This window comes from Solwaraspora sp. WMMA2056 (genome assembly GCF_030345095.1).
In the GTDB taxonomy this organism is placed as follows: domain Bacteria; phylum Actinomycetota; class Actinomycetes; order Mycobacteriales; family Micromonosporaceae; genus Micromonospora_E.
Window position 1 is genome coordinate 508865 of record NZ_CP128360.1, and the last position, 20920, is coordinate 529784.

Sequence of the window (20920 nt, forward strand, 5' to 3'; positions counted from 1 at the left end):
TTCCATCGGTTCGTCGGGGCGCCGGAAAGGTCGGTCAGTGGCGGTCGAGGGGACCCCTGTCGACCACGAGCGGGGTGGCGTCGCGGCCGGCCAGGTGCTCCGCGCGCGGGGCGCCGACCGGGCGCGGCGCGTCCGACACCGGGTTGTAGGTGAGGATCAGCAGGCGGCGGGCGAACGGCGAGATGTTGGTGCCGGACCCGTGAACGATCTGCGAGCTGAACAGCAGCACCCCGCCGCGCGTGCCCTTCGGGCTGACCATCTCGTGCTGCTTGACCAGGTCGGCCAGCTCGGCCGGGGTCAGCGAGTACTCGTCCGGGTCGATGTGGCCGGATTCGTGGCCCTCGGTGGACCCTGGGCGTTCCAGCGTTCCCAGCCGGTGCGAGCCACGCAGGAAGATCACTGGGCCGTTGAACTCGGTGACGTCGTCGAGGAAGATCGCCACGTTCACCTGGGAGGGGGCCGGCATGTTGTCGACGTCCCGCCAGACGATGTAGTCCTGGTGCCACGCCCACCGCTCGCCGCCGAACGCCTGCTTTGAATTGATTTTCATCTGGTGGACATAGAGGTCCTCCCCTGCGATCTGCTGAGCAGGGCCAAGTAGCCGCTCGCTGCGCACCAACCGCGCGAACACCGGGTGACGGGCGTGCGAGGCATAGATCGAGCGCAGGGTTACGCCGTCGTCCTCGGTGATGCGATGTGGGCCCGGCACACGCTGGTCCTCGCTCAGCGCGATACACACGGTCTCGGTCTCGTCGCTGGAGAACACGTCATTCAGCAGCAGGTATCCGTCGTTGTGGTAGGTCGCGAGCTGTTCCTTGGTGAGTTTCATAGCTCTCTCTGCGTGGATTCGGTCAGCAGGATGTGCTGACAGCGATCGCGTCATGTGCGGCGATCGAAGGTGGCCGGATCAGCGATGCCGGAAGGCGATTCGCAGGGAACGCGGCCCGGCGACCGCGGGGGTGTCGTAGTAGTCGACAGGAGCGCTTGTCACCTCGAACCGGCTGAAACGGTCGAGCATCGCCTCGATCGCAATCCCCAGTTCCGCACGAGCCAACGGCGCGCCCAGGCAGTAGTGGATGCCGTGGCCGAACCCTAGGTGCTTGCGGGCGTCACGGTGGAGGTCGAACCGGTCAGGGTCGGTGAAGTGCTGCTCGTCGCGGTTGCCGGAGATGAACGACAGCGCCACGAATTGGCCTGCCGGCAGCCGCTCGGTGCCCACCGTGACCGCGCGGGTGGTCACCCGAGTGTTGCTGACGATGACCGGCCGGTATCGCAGGGTCTCCTCGATGAGATTCGGAATCAGCCTGCGGTCGACTCGCACCTCGGCGGCCGCGCCGGGGTACTCATCGAGGGTCAGGACGATATTCGCCAGCAGCAGCGTGGTGGTCACGTGCCCGGCAAGTAGGAGAAGGTTGGCGAAGTTCACCACCTCGTCCTCGGTGAGCCGCTCCCCGTCGATCTCCGCCCGGCTCAGCCGGCTGATCAGGTCGTCCCTGGGGTTCGCCCGGCGCCGCCGGCAGTGCGCCCGCAGGTAGGACAGCAGCTCCTTCTGGGTGTCGGCGACACTCTTGCGAACTGTCTGGTCAGTCAGGCCAGCCTTGTCGAACGAGAGCATGCGCCGGGCCCATTCGCCGAACAGCGCCCGGTCCGCCGCCGGCAGACCGAGCAGCTCGCCGATCACCTGGACGGGCAGCGGATCGGACAGGTCGGCGACCACGTCCATCTCACCGCGGTCGGCCACGGCACCGACCAGTTCATCGGCGATCGCGGTGATCCGGGGCCGCAGCGCGGCGACCGCGCGAGCGGTGAAGGAACGGCTAACCAGGTCTCGTACGAGGCGGTGCCGGGGCGGGTCCATCGCGGTGAGGTTGCCGGCGGTCAGAGCTCCAGTACTCATCTCGCCGGGCAGATGCCGCCACAGCTCCGAGGAGAAGGCGGCCGGGTCGGCAGTGGCCTGCGTGATGTCGCGGTATCGGTAGAGCGTCCACAGCCGAGAGAGCGGATCCTGATGAACCGGGTGGTGCCGCCGCATCTCACCTAGCCACCGGTGCAGCGAGCGTCCCCCGTCCAGGGAGTACGTAGGTGCCGCATCCATATCGGAATGCCGAAGGTCCATACAACTCGCGCCGCCCCGTCATCGTGTCGCCAAAAGGTCCGTGGCAATCCTTGCGAGGACGGGTCGCTCACCGCACTAGGGGCGCACCCCAGCAAGCCCCCAGGGTAATCTCATGCAGACTCTGCGTAGTCCAGGGTTCTCGCCACGAGCACGGGTGAGAGCGCACTGCGGGACTTGATGCCGAGCTTCCGATACGCCTGGGTCAGATGCCACTCGACAGTTTTCACCGTGACGAACAGTTCCTGGGCTATTTTCTCGTTCTGCATGCCCTCCGCAGCGAGCTCGGCCACCCGCTGCTGCTGGGGGGTCAGTACTGCATGAGGTCGACGGCCCACCGGGCCGGTCTCGATCGAACGCAGTTCGTCGACAGCTCGGCGGTTCAGGACGTGCGCACCGTGGATGGCGGCCGTCTGGGCAGCCTGCCTCAGCTGCTCCCGCGCCGCCGCGCCCTTGCCTACGCGACGCAGAACGATACCGTACGTCAGCTGGGTTCTAGCCCTTTCCATCCGCCCCGGGAAGTCCTCCATCAGGCCGGCCGCCTCCCGCATTAGAGGCAGTGCAGCCGGCCCTGGGGTCAGCAACCCCAGGGTCCGCAGCGCGGCGGCGAGCGGCGCGGCCGCGCCGCTCAAGCGGGCACCGGCCAGTTCCTCTCGTGCCATGGCGAGCGCCTCCTCAGTACGCCCGAGGCGGTGAAGCGCGGTGACCGCAGATGACCAGCCCACCCATGCCCCTGGGGTGAATCCTAGGCCGACGGCGACTTGGCGGCCCCGGAGCAAGTCATTGAGGCCCTCGTCGAGCTGATCCTGAGCGATCCGCAGGCGGCCGCGGGAGCGTAGTAGCGGAAGGATCGCGATGGTGCCCGCCATGCCATCGTCCATCAGGCCGGCCTTCTCGATTGTCGCGGCAGCCGCGTCCAACGCACCCTGCGAGATCAGTGCCTCGGCCCGGACTGCCGCAGCGAAGGCCCGGACCATTCGGGCCGGGCGCTGACCGTCGGTGCCGGAGAGCACCTGAAGGGCGAGGTCAGCGGCACCCGCGATGTCGCCCAGCTGATAGTCAACCGCAGCCCGCAGGCACAGGTCGAGCCCGGCGAGCGTGGTACTGGCCTGGATCGCCGTGCTCCTCAGGGTCAGCACCGCCTGCCGTGCCTCGGCCAATCGGTCGAATTGCGCGAGCAGCGCGACCGCCACCAGACCAGCGCTCCACCCGACGCTGTCGCCGGCCGGGATTCCAGGCCGGTAGAGCAGGTCGGCGGTGAGCGATCCGATGTGTTCAGCTGGGGCTCCCCGTACGACCTCCTCGAGCAGCGCCTTGTCTGCGAGGTGCGGCCGTCCGAGCCTCTCCAGCAGCTCCCGTCCACGATCCCGGGTCGCCAGGGAGAGCTGCGCAATCCACACCGCTGTCGCCTCAAGACGTGCGCCGAGGGCAGGATCACGCACCCCGGCGATCGCCGCCTCCAAGGTCGCGACCGCCTGGTCAAACTGGCAATCGAGGGTGAGAGTCCGGGCGGACTCCAGCGCCACCACCGCGCGCTCCCCGACGCTCTCACCCCACACGGGTCGAAGCTGTCTGGAGGCCGGGCGGATCCGCGACCGCGCATCTCCTAGTTCCTTGGCTGCTGGGAGAACCACAGCGGTTGAAACGTTGGCCAACTGCTCGGCGACCGCCTCGGAGGAAGCACCGGTCTCAGCCAGCACCTGCGCGGCGCGGGCGTGCAAGCGGCCGCGCAGGAATGCCGGAATCCCTGCATACACCGCGCTACGCAACATGGGCTGCGCGAAGCTAAGAGCCGCGCCGTCCTTGATCACCTCTGACTCGACCAGCGCGGTCACCGCGTCGTCAACCTCGGCCTCGGGCCGGTCCGCGGTTCGGGATACGACCACCGGGTCCTCGGCCACGCCCAATACCGCGACGGCGCGGGCGACGGCTAGCGAGGACCGTGGGAGGCCCTGCAAGCGCCGAAACACCTGGCGCATCACCCGGACCGGTGGTCGCCGAGACAGGCCAGACAGCGCCTCCTCTGGTGATCCCAACCGGCCGGTAGCGACCTCTGCCAGCACCTCTTGCAGCAGCCAAGGGATGCCGCCGGTGGCGGCGAAGCAAGCAGCGGCGAACTCCGGCGAACTCGCCGCCCCTAGAGACGCCGACACCAAGCGGTGGGTGGCCGCTTCGCTGAGCGGGGCGAGCCGAAGGATCGTCGTCTCCAGCAAGACGCTCACGCTGCCCAGCCAGTCAGCAACTGGGCCCCGGTCAGCCGGATCGAGGGCGACGGCGAGCAACACCGGGGAGCGGTCGACGCGGACGCCCAAGTAGCTCAGAAACCGCAGCGACGGCACGTCCACCCAGTGGGCATCGTCCACCACAACGACCAGACGCCGGTCGCCCGCGAGTTCCAGCAGTTCTCTTCGCAGCTGGCTGAGTACGCTCGGCCAGGCGGTCCTCTGAGCATCTTCCGCGTTGCGGACGGAGACGGCCAGCTCCAGCAGTTGGGCAACGGCCCCGAACGGCATGTCGCTCTCGAACTCGTTCCCCCGTGCGTACAGCACACAGAAGTCCTCCTCGGACGCCCGCTGATGCAGCAATTTGAGGAGGCTGGACCGGCCTAACCCGGCGGCCCCCTCGATGACCAGGACTCCACCGTGACCAGCACTAAGCCGTCGCAAGTTGTGTTCAACCTGCCAAATCTCGACGTCCCGCCCAACAAGAGTGATGGGCCTTTTTTCAGATAGAGAAAGCACCATGGCGGAAGCGCCCCCGCAACGCTATAGAAGGACACCTTGAGTGTCGCCTCCAGGTGAAGTCAATAGACTTGATTCTATACTAGACAACACTACGGGTCAGTGAGATATGTGAACTTAATCACTCCATCCCGCCTGGTCGGACAGTTGTGCTGACCCGGCGGTCCGTTAGAATTATCCCGTAGGGCTACACGACCCTGACCGCCAGCAGCGCACACGGTGCCAGTAGCTACGGGCACCGACGCCGCCGAAGCAGTCCTCCGAAGTGCGCAGGGAATGCAATCTGATTCCCAAGACCCGAGGATACAAATGGGCAATATTCGCAGGAATACGGCCAAAAATCGCACCTACCAGAATGCCGCGCCGTCGATTTCTACCGATCCACTCGCGGCCTACGAACACCTGCGCGAACAGGGCCCCGCCTGCCCGATTCGGTCCGTCGAAGGATCATTGATGTGGATCGTCGCGCGATATGACGGCGTCCGTTCCGTACTCGGCGACGCACGTTTCGCGAACAACCCCGCATCAGTTCCCGGCGAACACGCCCCCCTGCTGCAAGTCAACGCCATGCGGCGACTCGGCCTCGATGAGGAGCTGATCCCTTACCTGACGGACACCTTGCTTGACAGCGACGGCAAGGACCACAGCCGGCTGCGCCGCTTGGTGACACCATCGTTCTCGGCGCGCAGAGTCAAGGAACTGGGCCCACGAATCGAGCGCATCACCGACGACCTGATCGACGCCCTACCGGAGCAAGGCACCGCCGGCGTGACCGACCTTCTGGAGCACTTCGCGTATCCGCTGCCAATCCACGTCATTGGCGAGTTGGTCGGGGTGCCGGCTGTCGACCGGCCGGCGTGGCTGCGCTGGACCCATGACCTCTCGTTCAACCAGCAGGCACTGGGCCAGACACTGCGACCGCTCGTCGACTACACGTACGACCTGGTCCGGCGCCGCTGTGCCGAGCCCGGCGAGGATGTGATCAGTGACCTTATCCAGGCCCGAAACGCCGACGGCGACCGCCTTTCCGAGCGCGAGCTGGTCACTATGGTGCTCAGCCTGGTCATCGCGGGGCACGATACCACCGCCAACTTCATCGCCAACAGTATCTGGGCGCTGCTGACCCACCCGGATCAGCTTGCCCTGCTGCGGTCCGACCCGGGGCTGATGCCACAGGCCGTACAGGAGCTGCTGCGCTGGTGCGGGCCAGTGTTGGTGTCCCGGATGCGATACGCCACCGAGGACGTCGACCTCGGTTGGGGCACGTTTCAGGCCGGCGACGCCGTTACGGTGGCACTCAGTGGCGGCAACTACGATCCGCGTGCGTTCGAGGACCCTGGAATACTGGACATCGCCCGGCAGCACGACGTCCGAGGTGAGGCGCACGTCTCGTTCGGCGCTGGCCCGCATTACTGCCTCGGTGCCACGCTTGCCCGACGAGAGGCCGAGATTGCGCTGAGCCGGCTGCTGGACCGCCACCCCGCCTTGGCTCTTGCCGTGCCTGCTGAGCAACTCCAGTGGCACGCAGTGTCCGGCATGCGGAAGCTCGCCGAGTTGCCGGTGCGGCTTTAGTCGAGGCCGCCCGAGACTGGACGCTTGAGATCTTTGCCCAGACCTCGCCACCGCTCATGCTCAACTTCGTCGATGTGGCGCAGGGCCCAGTTGTCAAGATCGCGGGCGTAGACCTCCGGGGCGTACGCCGCCTGCGGTATCACGAGCTGCGGCAGTTCCTCACCGGGTTCCTGCCGCAGCGGCTGGGCGAGCCCGGCGCTCCAGCGTTGCTCGTCGGGGAGCCAGCGCTCGGCGACCGACTCGGTGCGGATGCCTACCAGGACTGCGATTTCCGACCAACTGGCGCCTCGGGCGCGGGCGTTCAGCACGGCTGCAGTAACCAGCTTGTCGGCCTGCGAGCGAACCCGGAGTGCCTCCATCAGCAGCTCAGCGGGTGGGCGCTGCCCGTCGTCGAGGGTCGGAACGAGCCTTAAGGCGTCGTCGACTACGTCCCGCGCCCGGTCTGCGAGGACGAGCCGGGCCAGAGCGGGCTGTGTGTACTCGGGCACGGCTCGATGCTACCCGCCCAGACGATCTGGGCTGGTCCGCATGCAGTCGGCAGCCACCTCCCGGCATACCTCAGCTGGCCTGCCATGCAGGAAGAAGTGGTTGCCGGGAAAGATCCGCACCCGGGCCTTCCGGGCGAACGCCTGCCAGCCGCCGAGCGCCTCGATCGGGACCGAGGCGTCGGATGCACCGCCGTACACCGAGACCGGCAATGTCAACGGCCCGTCGAAGGCCGGTTCGTAGCGCTCGATCAGGTTGAGGTCGTTCCGTAGATGTTCGAGTAGCTGTGGCCGGAAATCCGGATTCATGAGAATGTCATCGGGCGTGCCGCCTAGCCGCGTTACGTACTGGACCATCGCAGCCTCGGGGGCGGCTAGCACGCCAGCCGGGAAGTCGCGTGGGTAGCCAGGCGGAGCTGCAGCGCAGAGGACGACAAGTTCGGGCGCGGGGCCAGTGATCCGCCGGATAGTCTCCGCCGCGATCAACGCCCCGAGGCTGTGCCCCAGCAGCACCCAGGGCTCGGCAATGCCTTGCAGCTCCGCGGCTAGCGCGTCGGCCCGGGACTCGATACTGGACCGGCCGGGTTCATCCTCCCAGTGGACAGCTCGGACCGCCAGGCCCGCTGCTGCAGCGCCCCGGACCCAGGCCCGGAACGCCACCACGCTGCCACCAGCATGCGGGATGCATACAAGCGTGCGAGCCGCCGAGCCGCCGAGCGTCACCAGGGTCGCCGCCGTCACGACCGGTCTCCGTACACCTCGTACAGCTCAGTTCCGCCCAGGCTCGGATCCTGCCGAGTCTCCACAGACATACCCGCCGCCGCTAGCAGGTCGCAGAACTCGGCAAGGCGTCCTTGTTCGTCGTGCACTTCGGCGACGACGGCGTCGATCCGAGGCCAGTCGGCCGCCTCGATGCCACGCAGGACGTCCAGTTCGGCGCGTTCCACGTCGACCTTCAGCAACGCTACGCGCTCGACGCCGTATTCGCGGAACAGGCCGGAGACCGTTGTGACCGGAACCTCGATGGTTCGGCCTTCGTGTAGCCCTCCGATGAGCAGGTCGATTGACTCTTCGTCCACACTGCCGTTGCGCATAAAGGTTCGGGTGAGGGCGTCGTCCGCCTGCCGGTCGGCATACAGGCTGGAGTTGCCTGGCGCGTCGGGGTAGTAGGTCAGTGGTTGCGCGCCGGCGGTGGCGGCGACTGCGGTACGCACCGCTACACCGCCAAGGACATACTGGCCGAGATTGGCGAGTAGGCACTCGAACGTGTCGGGCACCGGTTCGGCCGCAATGATCCGTACATCCGGATTCGCAGCGGCGACAGCGATCGACACCAGTCCGACGTTCGCTCCGATGTCGAACATCACGCCGTCCGGGCGCAGCTGTCGCGCGGCGCGCCGGTAGAAGCCGTCGCCGCTGACTTCACGCCACATCAGCGAGGCCTCGCCTGGCCGTGTGCACCACACCAGACGGCCGTCGGGCAGCCGCAGTTGGCGGCGTCCAACGGTGGGTAAGCCGGTCATCGCCAACGCTCCGTTCTGGTTACAAGCCGTACGACGACCGAGTCGTAACCCCAGATCAGTATCGATCGCGTACGCTGGGGAGCTCCGACCAACTCGGCGCCACCTACCCGACGCAGCAATTCCTCGAATAGAACCGTGAGTTCGGTCCTGGCCAGGGCCGACCCAAGACAGTAATGCGCTCCGGTCGAGAAAGCGACGTGCGGGTTGGGACTCCGGGTGATGTCAAAACGATCCGGGTTCACGAACACCCGGGGGTCGCGGTTGCCTGCCGACAACCACAGCGCAACCGGATCCCCGGGATCTAGCGCGTGCTCCCCGATCCGGGTCGGCGTGACGGCGGTCCGCAAGACGTGCATCGCTGGGCTGGCGAACCGTAGAATCTCCTGGACCGCGCCGGGCAGCAGCCCGGGGTCATCGCGTAGCATTGCCCACTGATCGGGGTTGTCGAGCATGGCCAGGAACCCCCCGACCGTGGCATGCCGGGTCGTCTCATTGCCGCCGGAGATCAGGCCGTCGCAGTTGAGAATTATCTCCTCGTCGGTCAACTCGGTGCCGTCGATGACCCCGTTTACCAACGCGGTGACCACGTCATCGCGAGGCTCTCGGCGGCGGCGACGAATCAGATCCTCGTAGTACGACAGGATGTCGGCGTGCGCCTCCGCCATCGCAAGCTCGTCGGCCCCGTCCGAGCCAAACGCCACCATGGTCCGGTCCAGCATGAAGTCCCAGTCCTCCGGCGGCACACCTAGCATGTCGCAGATGACCGAGAGCGGCAGCCGTGCGGCTACATTCGTGAAGTCGCACTCGCCTTCCTCGATCGCCCGGTCGACGATGTCTACGGCCGTGGCACGCATGTTGTGTTCGACGCGGGCCACCATGCGCGGCGTGAAGACCGAATTCATGATCTGCCGGATCCGCCCGTGCCGTGGCGGATCTGTGATGATCAGCATCTTGCCGGCCGCGAGCGAGGTAGCGGCCGGATTCTGGTCGAGCCGCATTCCCCCTTCAGAGGAGAACCCCTTCGAATCCTTGAGCACCCGGGAGATCAGCGTGTGCGAGACCACGGCGTGGAAACGGCGGCCCTCGAATACGCCTTCGTGAACCGGTCCCGCCGCGTGCATGCGCCGCCACAGGTCTTCTGGATTCCCCTGCTGGTACAGCTCGGGATCGCACAGTTCGCTGGCGTACGTGGTGGAGTCAGACTGGCCAAGAGGCATACGAATTGATCTCCTAGACCGAAGTGAGCCACCTCATGATGTCCCCTGCGCTTCCCTAGCACACCCCCAGAGTTTCCCTATATGGTGCCGCGCTTCCCTGGGGTGTACCCGGGTGTACCCGGAGCAACCCCGGTCGTGCCGCGCGCGACCAGTCGGCATTGATGGCAAACTTGCACCATGCGCGTCGGCATACTCGGTCCGCTGCTGGTGACCGCTGGTGAGGTGGACGTGCGAATCGGTGGCGCTCGGCTGCGCGCGCTGTTGATCCGGCTCGCGCTGGAGCCGAGTCGGGTGGTGTCGACCGAGTCCCTGACCCGGTCGCTGTGGCCGAATACCCGGCTCACCGACAGCACACACGCTCTGCAGGCACTCGTCTCGCGGCTGCGCCAGACGCTGCCCGAGCCTGGCCTGCTAGAGCGCACTCAAGGTGGATACCGGCTGCGGCTACCCCCGACCTCGGTCGACGTCACGCACTTCGAGCAACTGCGGCAGGAGGGTCAGCGCCGACTCCGCGAGGGCGACGCGGCGCGCTCCGGCCGGGTACTCCGGGAGGCGCTCACCCTGTGGCGCGGGGAGCCTCTGGTCGATGTACAGGACATGCCGTTCGCGACCCAGGAGGTCACCCGGCTCACAGAACTACGACTTACCGCGCTCGAGGACCGCATCGCGGCGGATCTGGCATGCGGGGCAACGGACCTGGTCGCGGAACTCGAAGCGCTGACGGCCAGTTATCCGTTACGGGAGCGGTTATACGCGCTGCTGGTCCGTGCGCTACACGCTGACGGCCGTCAGTCCGAGGCGCTACGCAGGTACGCAGGCTACCGGCGCCTTCTAGCCGACCAGATCGGCAGTGACCCGGGGCCCGAACTGCGTGCGGCCCATCTGGCAGTCCTGCGCGACGACCGAGACACGGACGGAAACAGAAGCAACCTCGGTGCGCCCCTGACGTCCTTCGTCGGCCGGACCGAAGAACGACGCCGGATCCACGGCCAGTTGCGGGAGCGACGTCTGGTGACGTTGGTTGGAACCGGCGGTGTAGGCAAGACCCGCCTGGCGACTACGATTGCGGCGGAGTTGGCTGACCGGACGCCGGACGGAGTCTGGCTGATCTCGCTTGCCACGGCCACCGTCGCCAGCGACGTACCTCAAATATTGATCAATATCTTGGGTGTACGGCAGGCCGACCGACCTGTCGAACCTGTTCGCGCGCTGGTCGCCGCACTAGGCTCGTCCGAGACCCTGCTGATTATGGACAATTGCGAGCATGTCATCGCCGAGGCGGCCAGGGTTGTCGAGAGACTGCTGGTCGGCTGTCCGAGACTGCGGGTCATCGCGACCAGCCGAGAACCGCTGATGATCCCTGGTGAGACCCTCAGCCCGGTGCCGCCGCTACCGGTACCCCCGACGGGTGCACCGGTCGCTCAGGCGATGGAGTTCCCGTCGGTGCAGCTACTCGTCGAGCGAGCCAGGGCGGCTTCCCCCACGTTCTCGGTGACCGAAGAGAACATCGGGCACATCGTAGAGACCTGCCGAAGGCTGGACGGCCTGCCGCTCGCCATCGAGCTGGCCGGCGCCCGGCTACGGTCCATGTCGATCCAACATCTGGCCACCCGCCTCGACGACCGTTTCCGCTTGCTCACCGGCGGCAGCCGGACTGCCCTGTCCCGGCACCAGACGCTGCACGCTGCGGTGACCTGGAGTTGGGACCTGTTGAACGAGCCCGAACGGCGGGCCCTGCGGAACGTGTCGATCTTCCCGGGATCTTTCGACGCCGCTGCTGCTGAGTCACTCGGGGTGGCTCCGGAACTGCTCGACGTCCTGTTCGACCGATCCCTGATCGCGCTCGCAGACTGTCCCGAACCTCGGTATGTCGTTTTGGAGACGATCCGGGAGTACGCCTTCCAGCGGCTGGAGGAGGCCGGCGAGGTGCTGCGGTTACGGCGCGATCATGCGACGCACTTCCTAGCGCTGGCTGAGCGAGCGGCACCGCACCTGCGCGGACCGGAACAGCATTTGTGGATGCTGCGTCTGAACGCTGAGAGCGGAAACCTACTCGCAGCCTTACGCTTCGCGACCGACTTCGGCGATGCGGACACGTCAGTCCGGATTGCCGCCGCCCTTTGGTACGCCTGGGTGATCAACAGCGAACACACCGAGGCGACAGAGCGGCTGCGCCGCGCCTTGAGTGTGCCCGGCCTGGTGCAGACCGATCGCAGCCGTACGGCTGCGATCGGTCTGCTTTTCAGTAGTGTTCTCGGCGGCGACCACGACGCGATGCGGGATGCCCGGCACTGGGCAATTGATAGCGGCATGCTGAAGCCGGACGAGCCCTTGGCCGCAGCGCTGCTGGCGCTCACCTCCGACGACCCTGGCCCGGCGTCCGCCTCGGACCGCCCGGAGACCGACTCCTGGGAGTACGCCCTTCTCTGGTGGATCCGGTCGTTCCTCAGCGCGAAACGGGGGGAACCCGCCGACGTGTGCGACGCGCTGACCCGCGCCGAGGACGGGTTCCGCCGGGCCGGGGACCGCTGGGCGCTCGCTATGTGTCTGCTCAGCATGAGCGACGCCCGGCTGATGGTCGGCGACCTGAATGCCAGCCAGCGCGCGCTTGAGGAGTCGACGGAACTGGCGCACGGCCTGGGCAGCAACGGCCAGCAACGACTTTGGCTAGCGGTCGTACGGCTGCGAACCGCCGATGTGCGGGGCGCACGCGCCGAGCTGTTGAGCATCGTGGAGGCACCGCCCAACCGTTACGCGTCCACCGCCCGGATATTCCTGGCCGACCTATGCCGCCAGGAGGGCGACCTCGACGCCGCCGCCCGCCAGTTGCGGCACGCTGCCAACGACCGCGAAGCCCAGCAGGATCTAGTGTTCCGTTCGCTGTACCGGCTTTCCGCCGGCCACCTGGCCGTTGCCTGCGGCGACCTGCACACCGCAGCGCGGGACCTGCGTGAGGGCCTAGACCTCATCGCGGCGATGCCGCACGTTCCGATGGGTGCGACGGTCGGCGCCGGCGTCGCGGCCCTGCTGTTGAATGCCGGCTCGCCGGCGGCGGCCGCCGAGGTGCTCGGTGCCAGTCGAGCGCTCACCGGTACGGCCGACGCCGACGTCCTGCTACTCGAGCGCCGGCTGGGCGAGCAGCTCGACACGAGGGGCTACCAGGACGCATGCAGCCTGGAACCCGTCGCGGCCCTGGCCCTCATCCAACGAAGCCTCGCCGACACCATCATTCCCGACGCTGGTAGGCAAACACGGCCAACGGGCAGAAGATCACCAGTAGGACAGCCGACCAAATCAAGGTCTGGCTGACCGCTTCACCGGCACCACCTCCGTTGAGCAGCGCGCGGCAGGCGTCCATGGCGTGCGTGACGGGATTGACGTTCGCCCACGCCCTAAGCCATCCCGGCAGGGTGTCGGTGGGCGCCGACAGGCTCGTCCCGAGCACGAGCGGCAGGAATGCTACGAACGAAAAGCCGAGCACCGCGCCCTCGTCCCGGACGAGTACGCCCAAGAAGACCGTCACCCAGCTAAGGCAGAACCCGAACGCGACGGCCAGCAGCACGGCCGCCAGCGTCGACAGTAGATCGGTCTGCACCCGGAAGCCGAGTGCGTATCCGATGCCGAACAGGATAATCACCGCGATCACGTACCGGATCACATCGGCCGCCACGCTTCCAAGCAGCGGCGCCGCGCGGCCGATGGGCAGGCTCCGGAAGCGGTCGAAGATGCCCTTTTTCACGTCGATGTTGAGGTTCAGCCCGGTGGCCAGCATCCCGGAGAGGCTGGTGGTCATCACCAAAATCCCAGGGAACAGATACTGCAGGTAACTGTCGGTGGACCCAGACACCGCCCCCCCGAACAGGTACAGGAACAGGACCAGGAAGATCACCGGGGTCATCACCCCGTTGACCAGATAGCCGGGATTACGCCTAGTCTTCACGAGGCTTCGCTTGGCCAGTACGGCGCTGTGCCGCAGCAGCCCGAGCGGCCGAGGCCGATAGGTTTCGGTGGTGGTCATCGCCGCACCTCCGCGGATCGGCCGGTCAGGGTGAAAAAGACCTCGTCGAGGCTGGGCAGGCGCAGCGAGAACTCCGCTAGCCGTACGCCTTCGGCAGCAAGGCGCTGAACTACCTCGGGGAGGACTCGGTCATCGTCTACTGGCACAGTGACAACGCCACGGTCGACCGGTTCGGCGCGCCGCCCGGCGACCTGCTCCAGCACCCCCACAACCAGGTCCGTATGCCGCGGATCGACCGGCCGCACAACGATCGCCTGTCCGCCCACGATTCGTTTGAGGTCAGCAGGCGTTCCGTCGGCGATAGCCCGTCCGTCGTCGATCACGTAGATGTAGTCAGCCAACGCGTCCGCCTCCTCCAGGTACTGCGTCGTCAGCAGCACGGTCGCACCATCGGCCGTCATGCTGCGCACCAGCCGCCACAGATCCTCACGGCGGCCAGGGTCGAGCCCGGTGGTGGGCTCGTCGAGAAAGACGATGTGCGGTCGCCCTACCAGGCTCACCGCGAGGTCGAGGCGACGTCGCATGCCTCCGGACAACGCAGAGGCCCGCTGCTTCCCAGACTCATGCAAGTCGAACTGCCGCAGCAGTTCGTCGGCGCGGAACCTGGCTTCCGCCTTGCGCATGTCAAGCAACTGCCCGACCATCACGAGGTTCTCGAAAGCGGTCAGTTCCTCATCGACGGTGGCATACTGGCCGGTCAGTCCGATCAGGCGCCGTACCCGGGACGCCTGGGTCACGACATCCAGACCGCTGACGACCGCGCGGCCCTCATCTGGCCGCAGCAGGGTCGCCAGGATACGGATGGCTGTGGTCTTGCCGGCACCGTTGGGCCCGAGCACACCCAGGACCTTTCCAGCGGGTGCAGCAAGGTCGAGCCCACTGAGCGCGGTCTTCTTGCCGAAGCGTTTGACCAGACCCTCGGTCTGGAATGCGTAGTCCATGGTTAAAGGCTGCCGCAGGCGGATCACAGACCACGCACAGAACGCTCACACCGACTACGGCCGGCTCAGGGCCGTACGGTCGCCCTGAATCCGGTCCAGCGCAGATCACCCGCCAGGTGACTCTGATCGTTGAACATCACCAGGGTGGGTGACAGCCCGACCCGGTACTCGATCACGGTGAGGCCTGTGTTCGCGCTATCCAGGCCGAGCCACTGGGTGGGCGGGGCCTCTAGCGCGTCGCGCACCAGCCACGCTATCGGGTACGCGTGCGTGACGAGCACCTCGTGGGAGTCCGCCCCGGTGCGCTCGGGAGCCTTGGTGAACCTCGCCACCAAGGCCTCTGCGGTCCGCCGACCCGCCGCGGCCTCAGCCTCGTCAAAGCCGTCGAAGAAGCCGGCCCACGCGTGGGGCATCTCGTCCGCGTTCGGAACGTACGGCACATGGTCGATGAGCTCGGCAGCATCGGCCACCGGCACGTCCGGCAGGTGTTTCGCCAGTTCGCGCGCGGTCGCGGCGGCGCGCGGCAGCATCGAATGCCACACCGCGTCGATCGGCAACTCGGCGAGCCGCCGGCCGAGAAGATCGGCCTGTTTGTACCCCACGTCGGTGAGCTCACCGAATGCGTCAGCCGCGCCGTGTCGTGCCAAGTAGAGGTATCGAGTAGCCATAGGGGGAACCTATCGCGTTCTCGGCTCGGCACCGCGGGGGATTCCGAGTGTCGACAGAAGATCCTCGTGTAGCTCCATCCACACAGCGTGACACGACGCGACTCCGACCCCGGCCACCCACTGTCGCTCCCCCGCACGGGCACGGGTCAGTGCTGCGTCGAACCGGTCGTCGTAGCCGCCGAACCTAGCCAGCACGCCGGCGAGCCCGCCGACCAGCCGGGTCAGATCCCCGCTGGTCGCCCTGAGCTCGTCCAGCACCCGTTCATCCCACTGCGGGTCGCTGTGATCGTTTGACGCCAACCGGTCGGTCTCGGTAGGCCGCAACTGCCAGTCGGTGCAGGCCCGGACCACCCGTCCGTTGAGAATCTCAAACTCCTTGTGTACCCGTTCGACGACCTCTCGGGCACCAGCCTGATCAAGTTCCTCGGCGAGTTTCCTGGTGTCCTCGTCACGGCCAAGCTCGGTGAGCGTCCACCCGCTCGTGGCTCCGAACTCGACGTACGTCACCCACCCGTAGGCTTCGAAGTCCCGCAGCAACTCGGAGGCTGCGTCCTGGTCGATGCCAGTCCGTCGGGAGACCGCCGCGTCACTGGTCACCCCGGTCACCCGTACAGTGTGCAGGACAGACAGATCCGGTGATGAGGCATGTGTCATGCCAGTGAGCATCCAGCCTCACGCACAGGTCGTCAACGTGGCACACGCAATCCATACAAAGTCGCATCAATTCCCCCAATGGTTCCCTGTAGGATGCACGGGAGTCTGAGGGGAGATGGTGTTGCTGATCAACTTGGCCGACGCCGAAGCAGCGACGTCCGGCGGCAAAGCCGCCGTGCTGGCCCGGCTCCTGCAAGCGGGATTGCCGATCCCACCCGGTTTCGTGATACCGACCTCCGCGTACGAGCAGGCAGACGGCGATATCTCGGCCGATCTGGTCGACGAGATCACTCAGGCGCTGCTCCAGATCGGCGACGGTTACCTTGCCGTACGCTCGTCGGCGACCAGCGAAGACACTGCCCACGCGACCGCTGCTGGCCAGCACGACACCTTCCTGGGCGTACGCGGCCCCGATGAGGTGGCCGACGCGGTACGCAGGTGCTGGGCTTCGCTGTGGTCTGAGCGCGCAGTGGCGTACCGGCGCCGGCAGGGGAACGCTCAGTCGCCGACAATCGCCGTACTTGTGCAACGACTAGTGGACGCAGACGTCGCCGGGGTGATGTTCACCGGCGACGACACCCGGCTGGAGGCATCCTGGGGATTGGGCGAGAGTGTCGTCAGCGGCCACGTCACACCGGACTCGTGGGTGGTCTCCGGCGGGGCCGTCACCCACCGGGCGCTCGGCACGAAGAAGACCCGGATCGATCGCACCGTTACCCGCGAGGTGGAACCGGCCGACCGAGATCGCCTCTGCCTCACCGACGACGAGGTCACCCGACTCGTACAACTCGGTCGGCAGATAGCCGATCTACTGGGCGGCCCGCAGGACATCGAGTGGGCGATCTCCGGCTCCCGGATCTGGATCCTTCAGTCACGCCCGGTGACCAGCGCTCTGCCCGCCGCGCACACGGTCGCCGTTAAGGAGAGTAAGGCCCTCAGAGGTACGCCCGGAAGTCCAGGTCTCGCCACAGGACCGACGCGTGTAGTACGCGGCCCCGCCGATTTCCCCCGCGTCCGGCCCGGCGACATACTCGTCTGTCGCACCACCGATCCGGCATGGACACCGCTGTTCGGCGTCGTCGCCGCAGTCGTCACCGAAACCGGCGGCCTCCTTTCCCACGCCGCAATCGTGGCCCGCGAGCAGGGTCTACCGGCCGTCCTGGCGATCCCGGACGTGACGACAGCTCTGCACGACGGCGCGCACGTCGAGGTGGACGGGAGCACCGGCAGGGTCACACGCCTTGGTTGCTGATCCGAGGGTTGTCGGCGTCTCGGGCTGAGAACCGTTTCTGGGCCGCCTGCTTGCTGATGCTCATGGTGAGCCCGATCTGCGTCCATGAGGCGCCAGATCCGCGCGCCTGCTCGACGAACTGTTGAACCAGTTTTCGGGCGCAGGCTTCGAGGTCTCCTGATACCTGGACCGCAGTAGCGAGGCGCTGTAGCGGATCCTCGCCGCCCTCCTGGATCCTCTCGATCAAGTAGTCAAACTGAATCGCGCTACTCACGTCAGGGCACATATCGTCAACCATAGGTTGGCTCGGGATCAACCTCAACTGGGCTGGTTGCGAATGCCAAGAATCTCATCCCTGCTGGTCAGGCAGGGTGTGGGGTTGTACCTGCCGGAAATGTCATCCGGGCAGGTCAGGCACGTCGGCCGCGCGGCCTCCTCGGCGTGGCGGCAGGGTGGGTACGGTCCCAGCCGTCGGACCATGCACCCGGCCACCGGCAGCGGCGAGCGTGGTGCTCCATGGGTGCTCGAACGTCGGGGGACAGGCACGGACACCCCGGGACCCAGCCGGAGTTCGCGGCTTCCACGAGCAGCCGACTTCGTTCACGGATGTCGATGGCGAGGCCCCGCATGGCCGGGACCTGGGCGGACACACCAGGATCGGGCCGGACTGAGCTGGTTGCCGTCGGACCATTTCAGGGCTAGAGTCGAAGTAGGATATACTTGCTTGTCTGCTTTGGACTACGGATCAGAAGGTTAGGGGTTCGAGTCCCTTCGGGCGCGCAAGATCAACAGGGGTCTGACCTGCCGAAACGGCAGTCAGGCCCCTTCGCTTTTCCATCCCTTGTGGTCGGTTGGGTGCTCGGCGGGTGCTCGTACGACGAGCATCCCTCACGTCCCGGCCAGTCCGGCGGTAGCCCGTCCTGTACCGATGGGTTTTGATCATGGTTGCCCGCGTCGGGCCGAAAGTCCAAATAGTGGGATGTCATTCCGCGAGTGCGTCGCCGCTCTCCGTGGCCAACCTTCGGGTAACGACGTCGCGCGGGTGTCGAGCAGTCCCGACACGAATTTTCGACATCGCGGCTCGGACACGGCTCCGAGTTCGATTCGGTCACCTCCCACGTAGGCGATGTGCCTGCCGCCCGGGAGAATCTGAGCCAGCTGCCTCCGCGCCCCTGTCGGTGATTCTGGTCGGATTCCAGTTCGCCCCGGACCGCCCCCACGTGCGTGGGGAGGACGAAGCCGCCGCGCTCGACGAAGCTGCCCGCGCCGTCTCAGCGCGTCGTCGACACTACGGAGCACCCCCACGTGCGTGGGGAGGACTCCGCCGGCGAGGTGAACCGGAACGTGTCCAACGGAGCACCCCCACGTGCGTGGGGAGGACACCCGGGCGGTGCCGGCGAGGACGTCGACGTGCGGAGCACCCCCACGTGCGTGGGGAGGACGATCACTCTGCCTTCTGCACTGGGCTGCATGGCGGAGCACCCCCACGTGCGTGGGGAGGACGTGACAGCATTCCCGTACAGCCGGGTGATGTCCGGAGCACCCCCACGTGCGTGGGGAGGACCGGATCTCACAGTGTTCGCCACCACGCAAGACCGGAGCACCCCCACGTGCGTGGGGAGGACGGCGAGGAGCTGCCCGCCGGCGGCAGCGTCACCGGAGCACCCCCACGTGCGTGGGGAGGACGGCGTGCACGTCGCGTGGTCTCCGTGGCCGTGCGGAGCACCCCCACGTGCGTGGGGAGGACGCGAAGACAGGGGTGATGCACGGCGTACATCACGGAGCACCCCCACGTGCGTGGGGAGGACCGAAAGACGAACCTGCCCACAACCCCGCACGCCGGAGCACCCCCACGTGCGTGGGGAGGACTCGAATCAGCCTCCGTCGCCGCCAAGGCGTTCCGGAGCACCCCCACGTGCGTGGGGAGGACCTGATCGCCTGGGCGGTCACCGTGGCCGCGCACGGAGCACCCCCACGTGCGTGGGGAGGACGTGAACGGGCTGATCACCGGCAACACGGCGCACGGAGCACCCCCACGTGCGTGGGGAGGACAGCAGCCGCACGGCCCAGTCGATGCGCCGGTACGGAGCACCCCCACGTGCGTGGGGAGGACGAGGCCGAGGCTGCGGCGGAGGAGGTCGAGACCGGAGCACCCCCACGTGCGTGGGGAGGACACGTCGCCGACCCCGTCCACATCCCACACCGACGGAGCACCCCCACGTGCGTGGGGAGGACTCGCAGCCGAGCCGGCGCGCCGTGGCGTGCGTCGGAGCACCCCCACGTGCGTGGGGAGGACTACCAACGCAGGTCGGCTCCGAAACGATGGGGCGGAGCACCCCCACGTGCGTGGGGAGGACGCCTTGCGTGCCTTGCGGCCCTTCACTGCCTCCGGAGCACCCCCACGTGCGTGGGGAGGACCTGCCGAGAGACGCCGCCCAGCAGTTCGGCGACGGAGCACCCCCACGTGCGTGGGGAGGACGTGTCCAGCTCGCGGGCGAGGCCCTTCAGTGCCGGAGCACCCCCACGTGCGTGGGGAGGACCGAGGCCGGCGGTGACGATCTGACGGTCGCCACGGAGCACCCCCACGTGCGTGGGGAGGACGATGTGCCTGGTGCGGGGGTTCCTTGTTGGCTAGGAGCACCCCCACGTGCGTGGGGAGGACCCGTGGGCGACGGCGTACGCAACCCAGTCGGCCGGAGCACCCCCACGTGCGTGGGGAGGACTTGATCAGCCTGCGGATCGCGGCCACGTCCTGCGGAGCACCCCCACGTGCGTGGGGAGGACAGGGATTCGCCGATGCGCTGGTCGAGTGGAACCGAGCACGGGTCTGTAAGAACAACGGTGTAACTCCTGACAAGCAAGGAGACACCTCTGATGACGGTCATCACGGACACAGCGGATACTTCCGCAGTGCCTGAGAACGAGACGACGAAGCGGTCCCGGAAGCCGGCCACGGCGGCGAGTATGGACCCGGCCCTGGTCAACCAACTGGTCGCCCAGGCCCGTGAGCAGGGCCTGCAACTGTCCGGTGAGGGCGGGCTGCTGCAGCAGCTGACGAAGATCGTGTTGGAGTCCGCCCTGGAAGGCGAGATCACCGACCATCTCGGCTACGACCGGCACGACCCGGCGGGCGACGGTAGCGGGAACTCCCGCAACGGGACCCGGACGAAGACCGTGCTGACCGATGTCGGACCGGTGCAGGTCAGCGTGCCCCGGGACCGGGCGGGTTCGTTCGAGCCGACGATCGTGCGTAAGCGCCAACGCCGCCTGTCCGGTGTGGAGGACCTGGTGCTGTCGCTGTCGGCGAAGGGCCTGACCACCGGTGAGATCAGCGCCCACCTCGCCGAGGTGTACGGGGCGGAGGTGTCCCGCCAGACGATCTCCACGATCACCGACAAGGTCCTCGACGGGATGGCCGAGTGGCAGAACCGGCCGCTCGATCCCGTCTATCCGGTGATCTTCCTGGACGCGATCCACGTCAAGATCAGGGACGGTAAGGTCGCGAACCGGCCGATCTACGTCGCGCTCGCGGTGACCGTCGACGGCCACCGGGACATCCTCGGGCTGTGGGCCGGTGACGGCGGTGAGGGCGCCAAGTTCTGGCTCCAGGTACTCACCGAGCTGCGTAACCGTGGTGTCGAGGACGTGTGCATGGTGGTGTGTGACGGGTTGAAGGGTCTGCCCGAGGCGATCGGGCAGACCTGGCCCCTGGCGGTGACCCAGACGTGTGTCGTGCATTACTCCGAGGTCGCGGTTA

General features: G+C 67.0%; 15 protein-coding genes, 1 pseudogene and 1 CRISPR repeat array. Of the genes and pseudogenes, 4 read left to right on the forward strand and 12 right to left on the reverse strand.

Translation table 11 applies throughout. The features are described 5' to 3' along the window. Positions 1-34: 34 nt before the first annotated feature. The 3 genes from O7608_RS02420 to O7608_RS02430 form a co-directional block, all read right to left on the reverse strand. A complete protein-coding gene (locus O7608_RS02420; RefSeq protein ID WP_289208430.1) occupies positions 35-829 on the reverse strand; it encodes a phytanoyl-CoA dioxygenase family protein in 795 nt (264 codons plus the stop codon). A 78-nt stretch (positions 830-907) separates the two neighbouring features. Continuing rightward, the gene (locus O7608_RS02425) at positions 908-1723 is read right to left on the reverse strand and encodes a cytochrome P450 (protein WP_289208431.1); all 816 of its coding nucleotides are present in this window, start codon (positions 1721-1723) and stop codon (positions 908-910) included. Positions 1724-2226: 503 nt separating this feature from the next. Next, complete coding sequence (locus tag O7608_RS02430) at positions 2227-4857, reverse strand: helix-turn-helix transcriptional regulator (RefSeq protein ID WP_289208432.1); 2631 nt, start codon at positions 4855-4857, stop codon at positions 2227-2229. A gap of 306 nt (positions 4858-5163) precedes the next feature. Between O7608_RS02430 and O7608_RS02435 the strand changes: the two genes are divergently transcribed. After that, positions 5164-6426, forward strand: coding sequence for a cytochrome P450 family protein (locus O7608_RS02435; RefSeq protein WP_289208433.1), 1263 nt, complete (start codon positions 5164-5166; stop codon positions 6424-6426). Here the strand turns inward: O7608_RS02435 and O7608_RS02440 are convergent. Genes O7608_RS02440 through O7608_RS02455 form a run of 4 tightly spaced genes read right to left on the reverse strand, consistent with a single transcriptional unit; the run spans position 6423 to position 9651 of the window. After that, positions 6423-6914 carry a hypothetical protein gene (locus O7608_RS02440; protein ID WP_289208434.1) on the reverse strand — a complete coding sequence of 164 codons (492 nt, stop codon included), beginning with the start codon at positions 6912-6914 and terminating at the stop codon, positions 6423-6425. The two genes, O7608_RS02435 and O7608_RS02440, sit on opposite strands and share 4 nt — an antisense overlap. A 9-nt stretch (positions 6915-6923) precedes the next feature. Continuing rightward, positions 6924-7652: a thioesterase II family protein gene (locus O7608_RS02445; protein ID WP_289208435.1), complete on the reverse strand. Its 729-nt coding sequence runs from the start codon at positions 7650-7652 to the stop codon at positions 6924-6926. Continuing rightward, positions 7649-8434 carry an FkbM family methyltransferase gene (locus O7608_RS02450; protein ID WP_289208436.1) on the reverse strand — a complete coding sequence of 262 codons (786 nt, stop codon included), beginning with the start codon at positions 8432-8434 and terminating at the stop codon, positions 7649-7651. Before O7608_RS02450 ends, O7608_RS02445 begins: the two co-directional genes overlap by 4 nt. Then, entirely contained in the window at positions 8431-9651 is a 1221-nt protein-coding gene (locus O7608_RS02455; protein ID WP_289208437.1) for a cytochrome P450, read from the reverse strand. Before O7608_RS02455 ends, O7608_RS02450 begins: the two co-directional genes overlap by 4 nt. A gap of 177 nt (positions 9652-9828) precedes the next feature. On the opposite strand from O7608_RS02455, the gene O7608_RS02460 reads away from it, so the two are divergent. Continuing rightward, positions 9829-12960 carry an ATP-binding protein gene (locus O7608_RS02460; protein WP_289208438.1) on the forward strand — a complete coding sequence of 1044 codons (3132 nt, stop codon included), beginning with the start codon at positions 9829-9831 and terminating at the stop codon, positions 12958-12960. Here the strand turns inward: O7608_RS02460 and O7608_RS02465 are convergent. From O7608_RS02465 to O7608_RS02480, 4 genes are all read right to left on the reverse strand, one after another. Then, complete coding sequence (locus O7608_RS02465) at positions 12878-13669, reverse strand: ABC transporter permease (RefSeq protein ID WP_289208439.1); 792 nt, start codon at positions 13667-13669, stop codon at positions 12878-12880. The genes O7608_RS02460 and O7608_RS02465 overlap by 83 nt on opposite strands. Then, positions 13666-14610: an ATP-binding cassette domain-containing protein gene (locus O7608_RS02470; RefSeq protein WP_289208440.1), complete on the reverse strand. Its 945-nt coding sequence runs from the start codon at positions 14608-14610 to the stop codon at positions 13666-13668. Before O7608_RS02470 ends, O7608_RS02465 begins: the two co-directional genes overlap by 4 nt. 65 nt (positions 14611-14675) lie before the next feature. Continuing rightward, positions 14676-15278: a histidine phosphatase family protein gene (locus O7608_RS02475; RefSeq protein WP_289208441.1), complete on the reverse strand. Its 603-nt coding sequence runs from the start codon at positions 15276-15278 to the stop codon at positions 14676-14678. A 9-nt stretch (positions 15279-15287) separates the two neighbouring features. Further along, entirely contained in the window at positions 15288-15884 is a 597-nt protein-coding gene (locus tag O7608_RS02480; RefSeq protein ID WP_289208442.1) for a transcriptional regulator, read from the reverse strand. A 163-nt stretch (positions 15885-16047) separates the two neighbouring features. On the opposite strand from O7608_RS02480, the gene O7608_RS02485 reads away from it, so the two are divergent. Then, the gene (locus tag O7608_RS02485; protein WP_289208443.1) at positions 16048-17184 is read left to right on the forward strand and encodes a PEP/pyruvate-binding domain-containing protein; all 1137 of its coding nucleotides are present in this window, start codon (positions 16048-16050) and stop codon (positions 17182-17184) included. On the opposite strand, the gene O7608_RS02490 is transcribed toward O7608_RS02485, so the two are convergent. Beyond that, positions 17165-17437, reverse strand: coding sequence for a hypothetical protein (locus O7608_RS02490; RefSeq protein WP_289208444.1), 273 nt, complete (start codon positions 17435-17437; stop codon positions 17165-17167). The two genes, O7608_RS02485 and O7608_RS02490, sit on opposite strands and share 20 nt — an antisense overlap. Before the next feature lie 932 nt (positions 17438-18369). Then, a CRISPR array of direct repeats spans positions 18370-19947; the repeat unit is 29 nt; unit sequence CGGAGCACCCCCACGTGCGTGGGGAGGAC. Positions 19948-20127: 180 nt separating this feature from the next. On the opposite strand from O7608_RS02490, the pseudogene O7608_RS02495 reads away from it, so the two are divergent. Further along, a pseudogene (locus O7608_RS02495) lies at positions 20128-20901 on the forward strand (IS256 family transposase); the annotation flags it as partial. Positions 20902-20920: the final 19 nt, after the last annotated feature.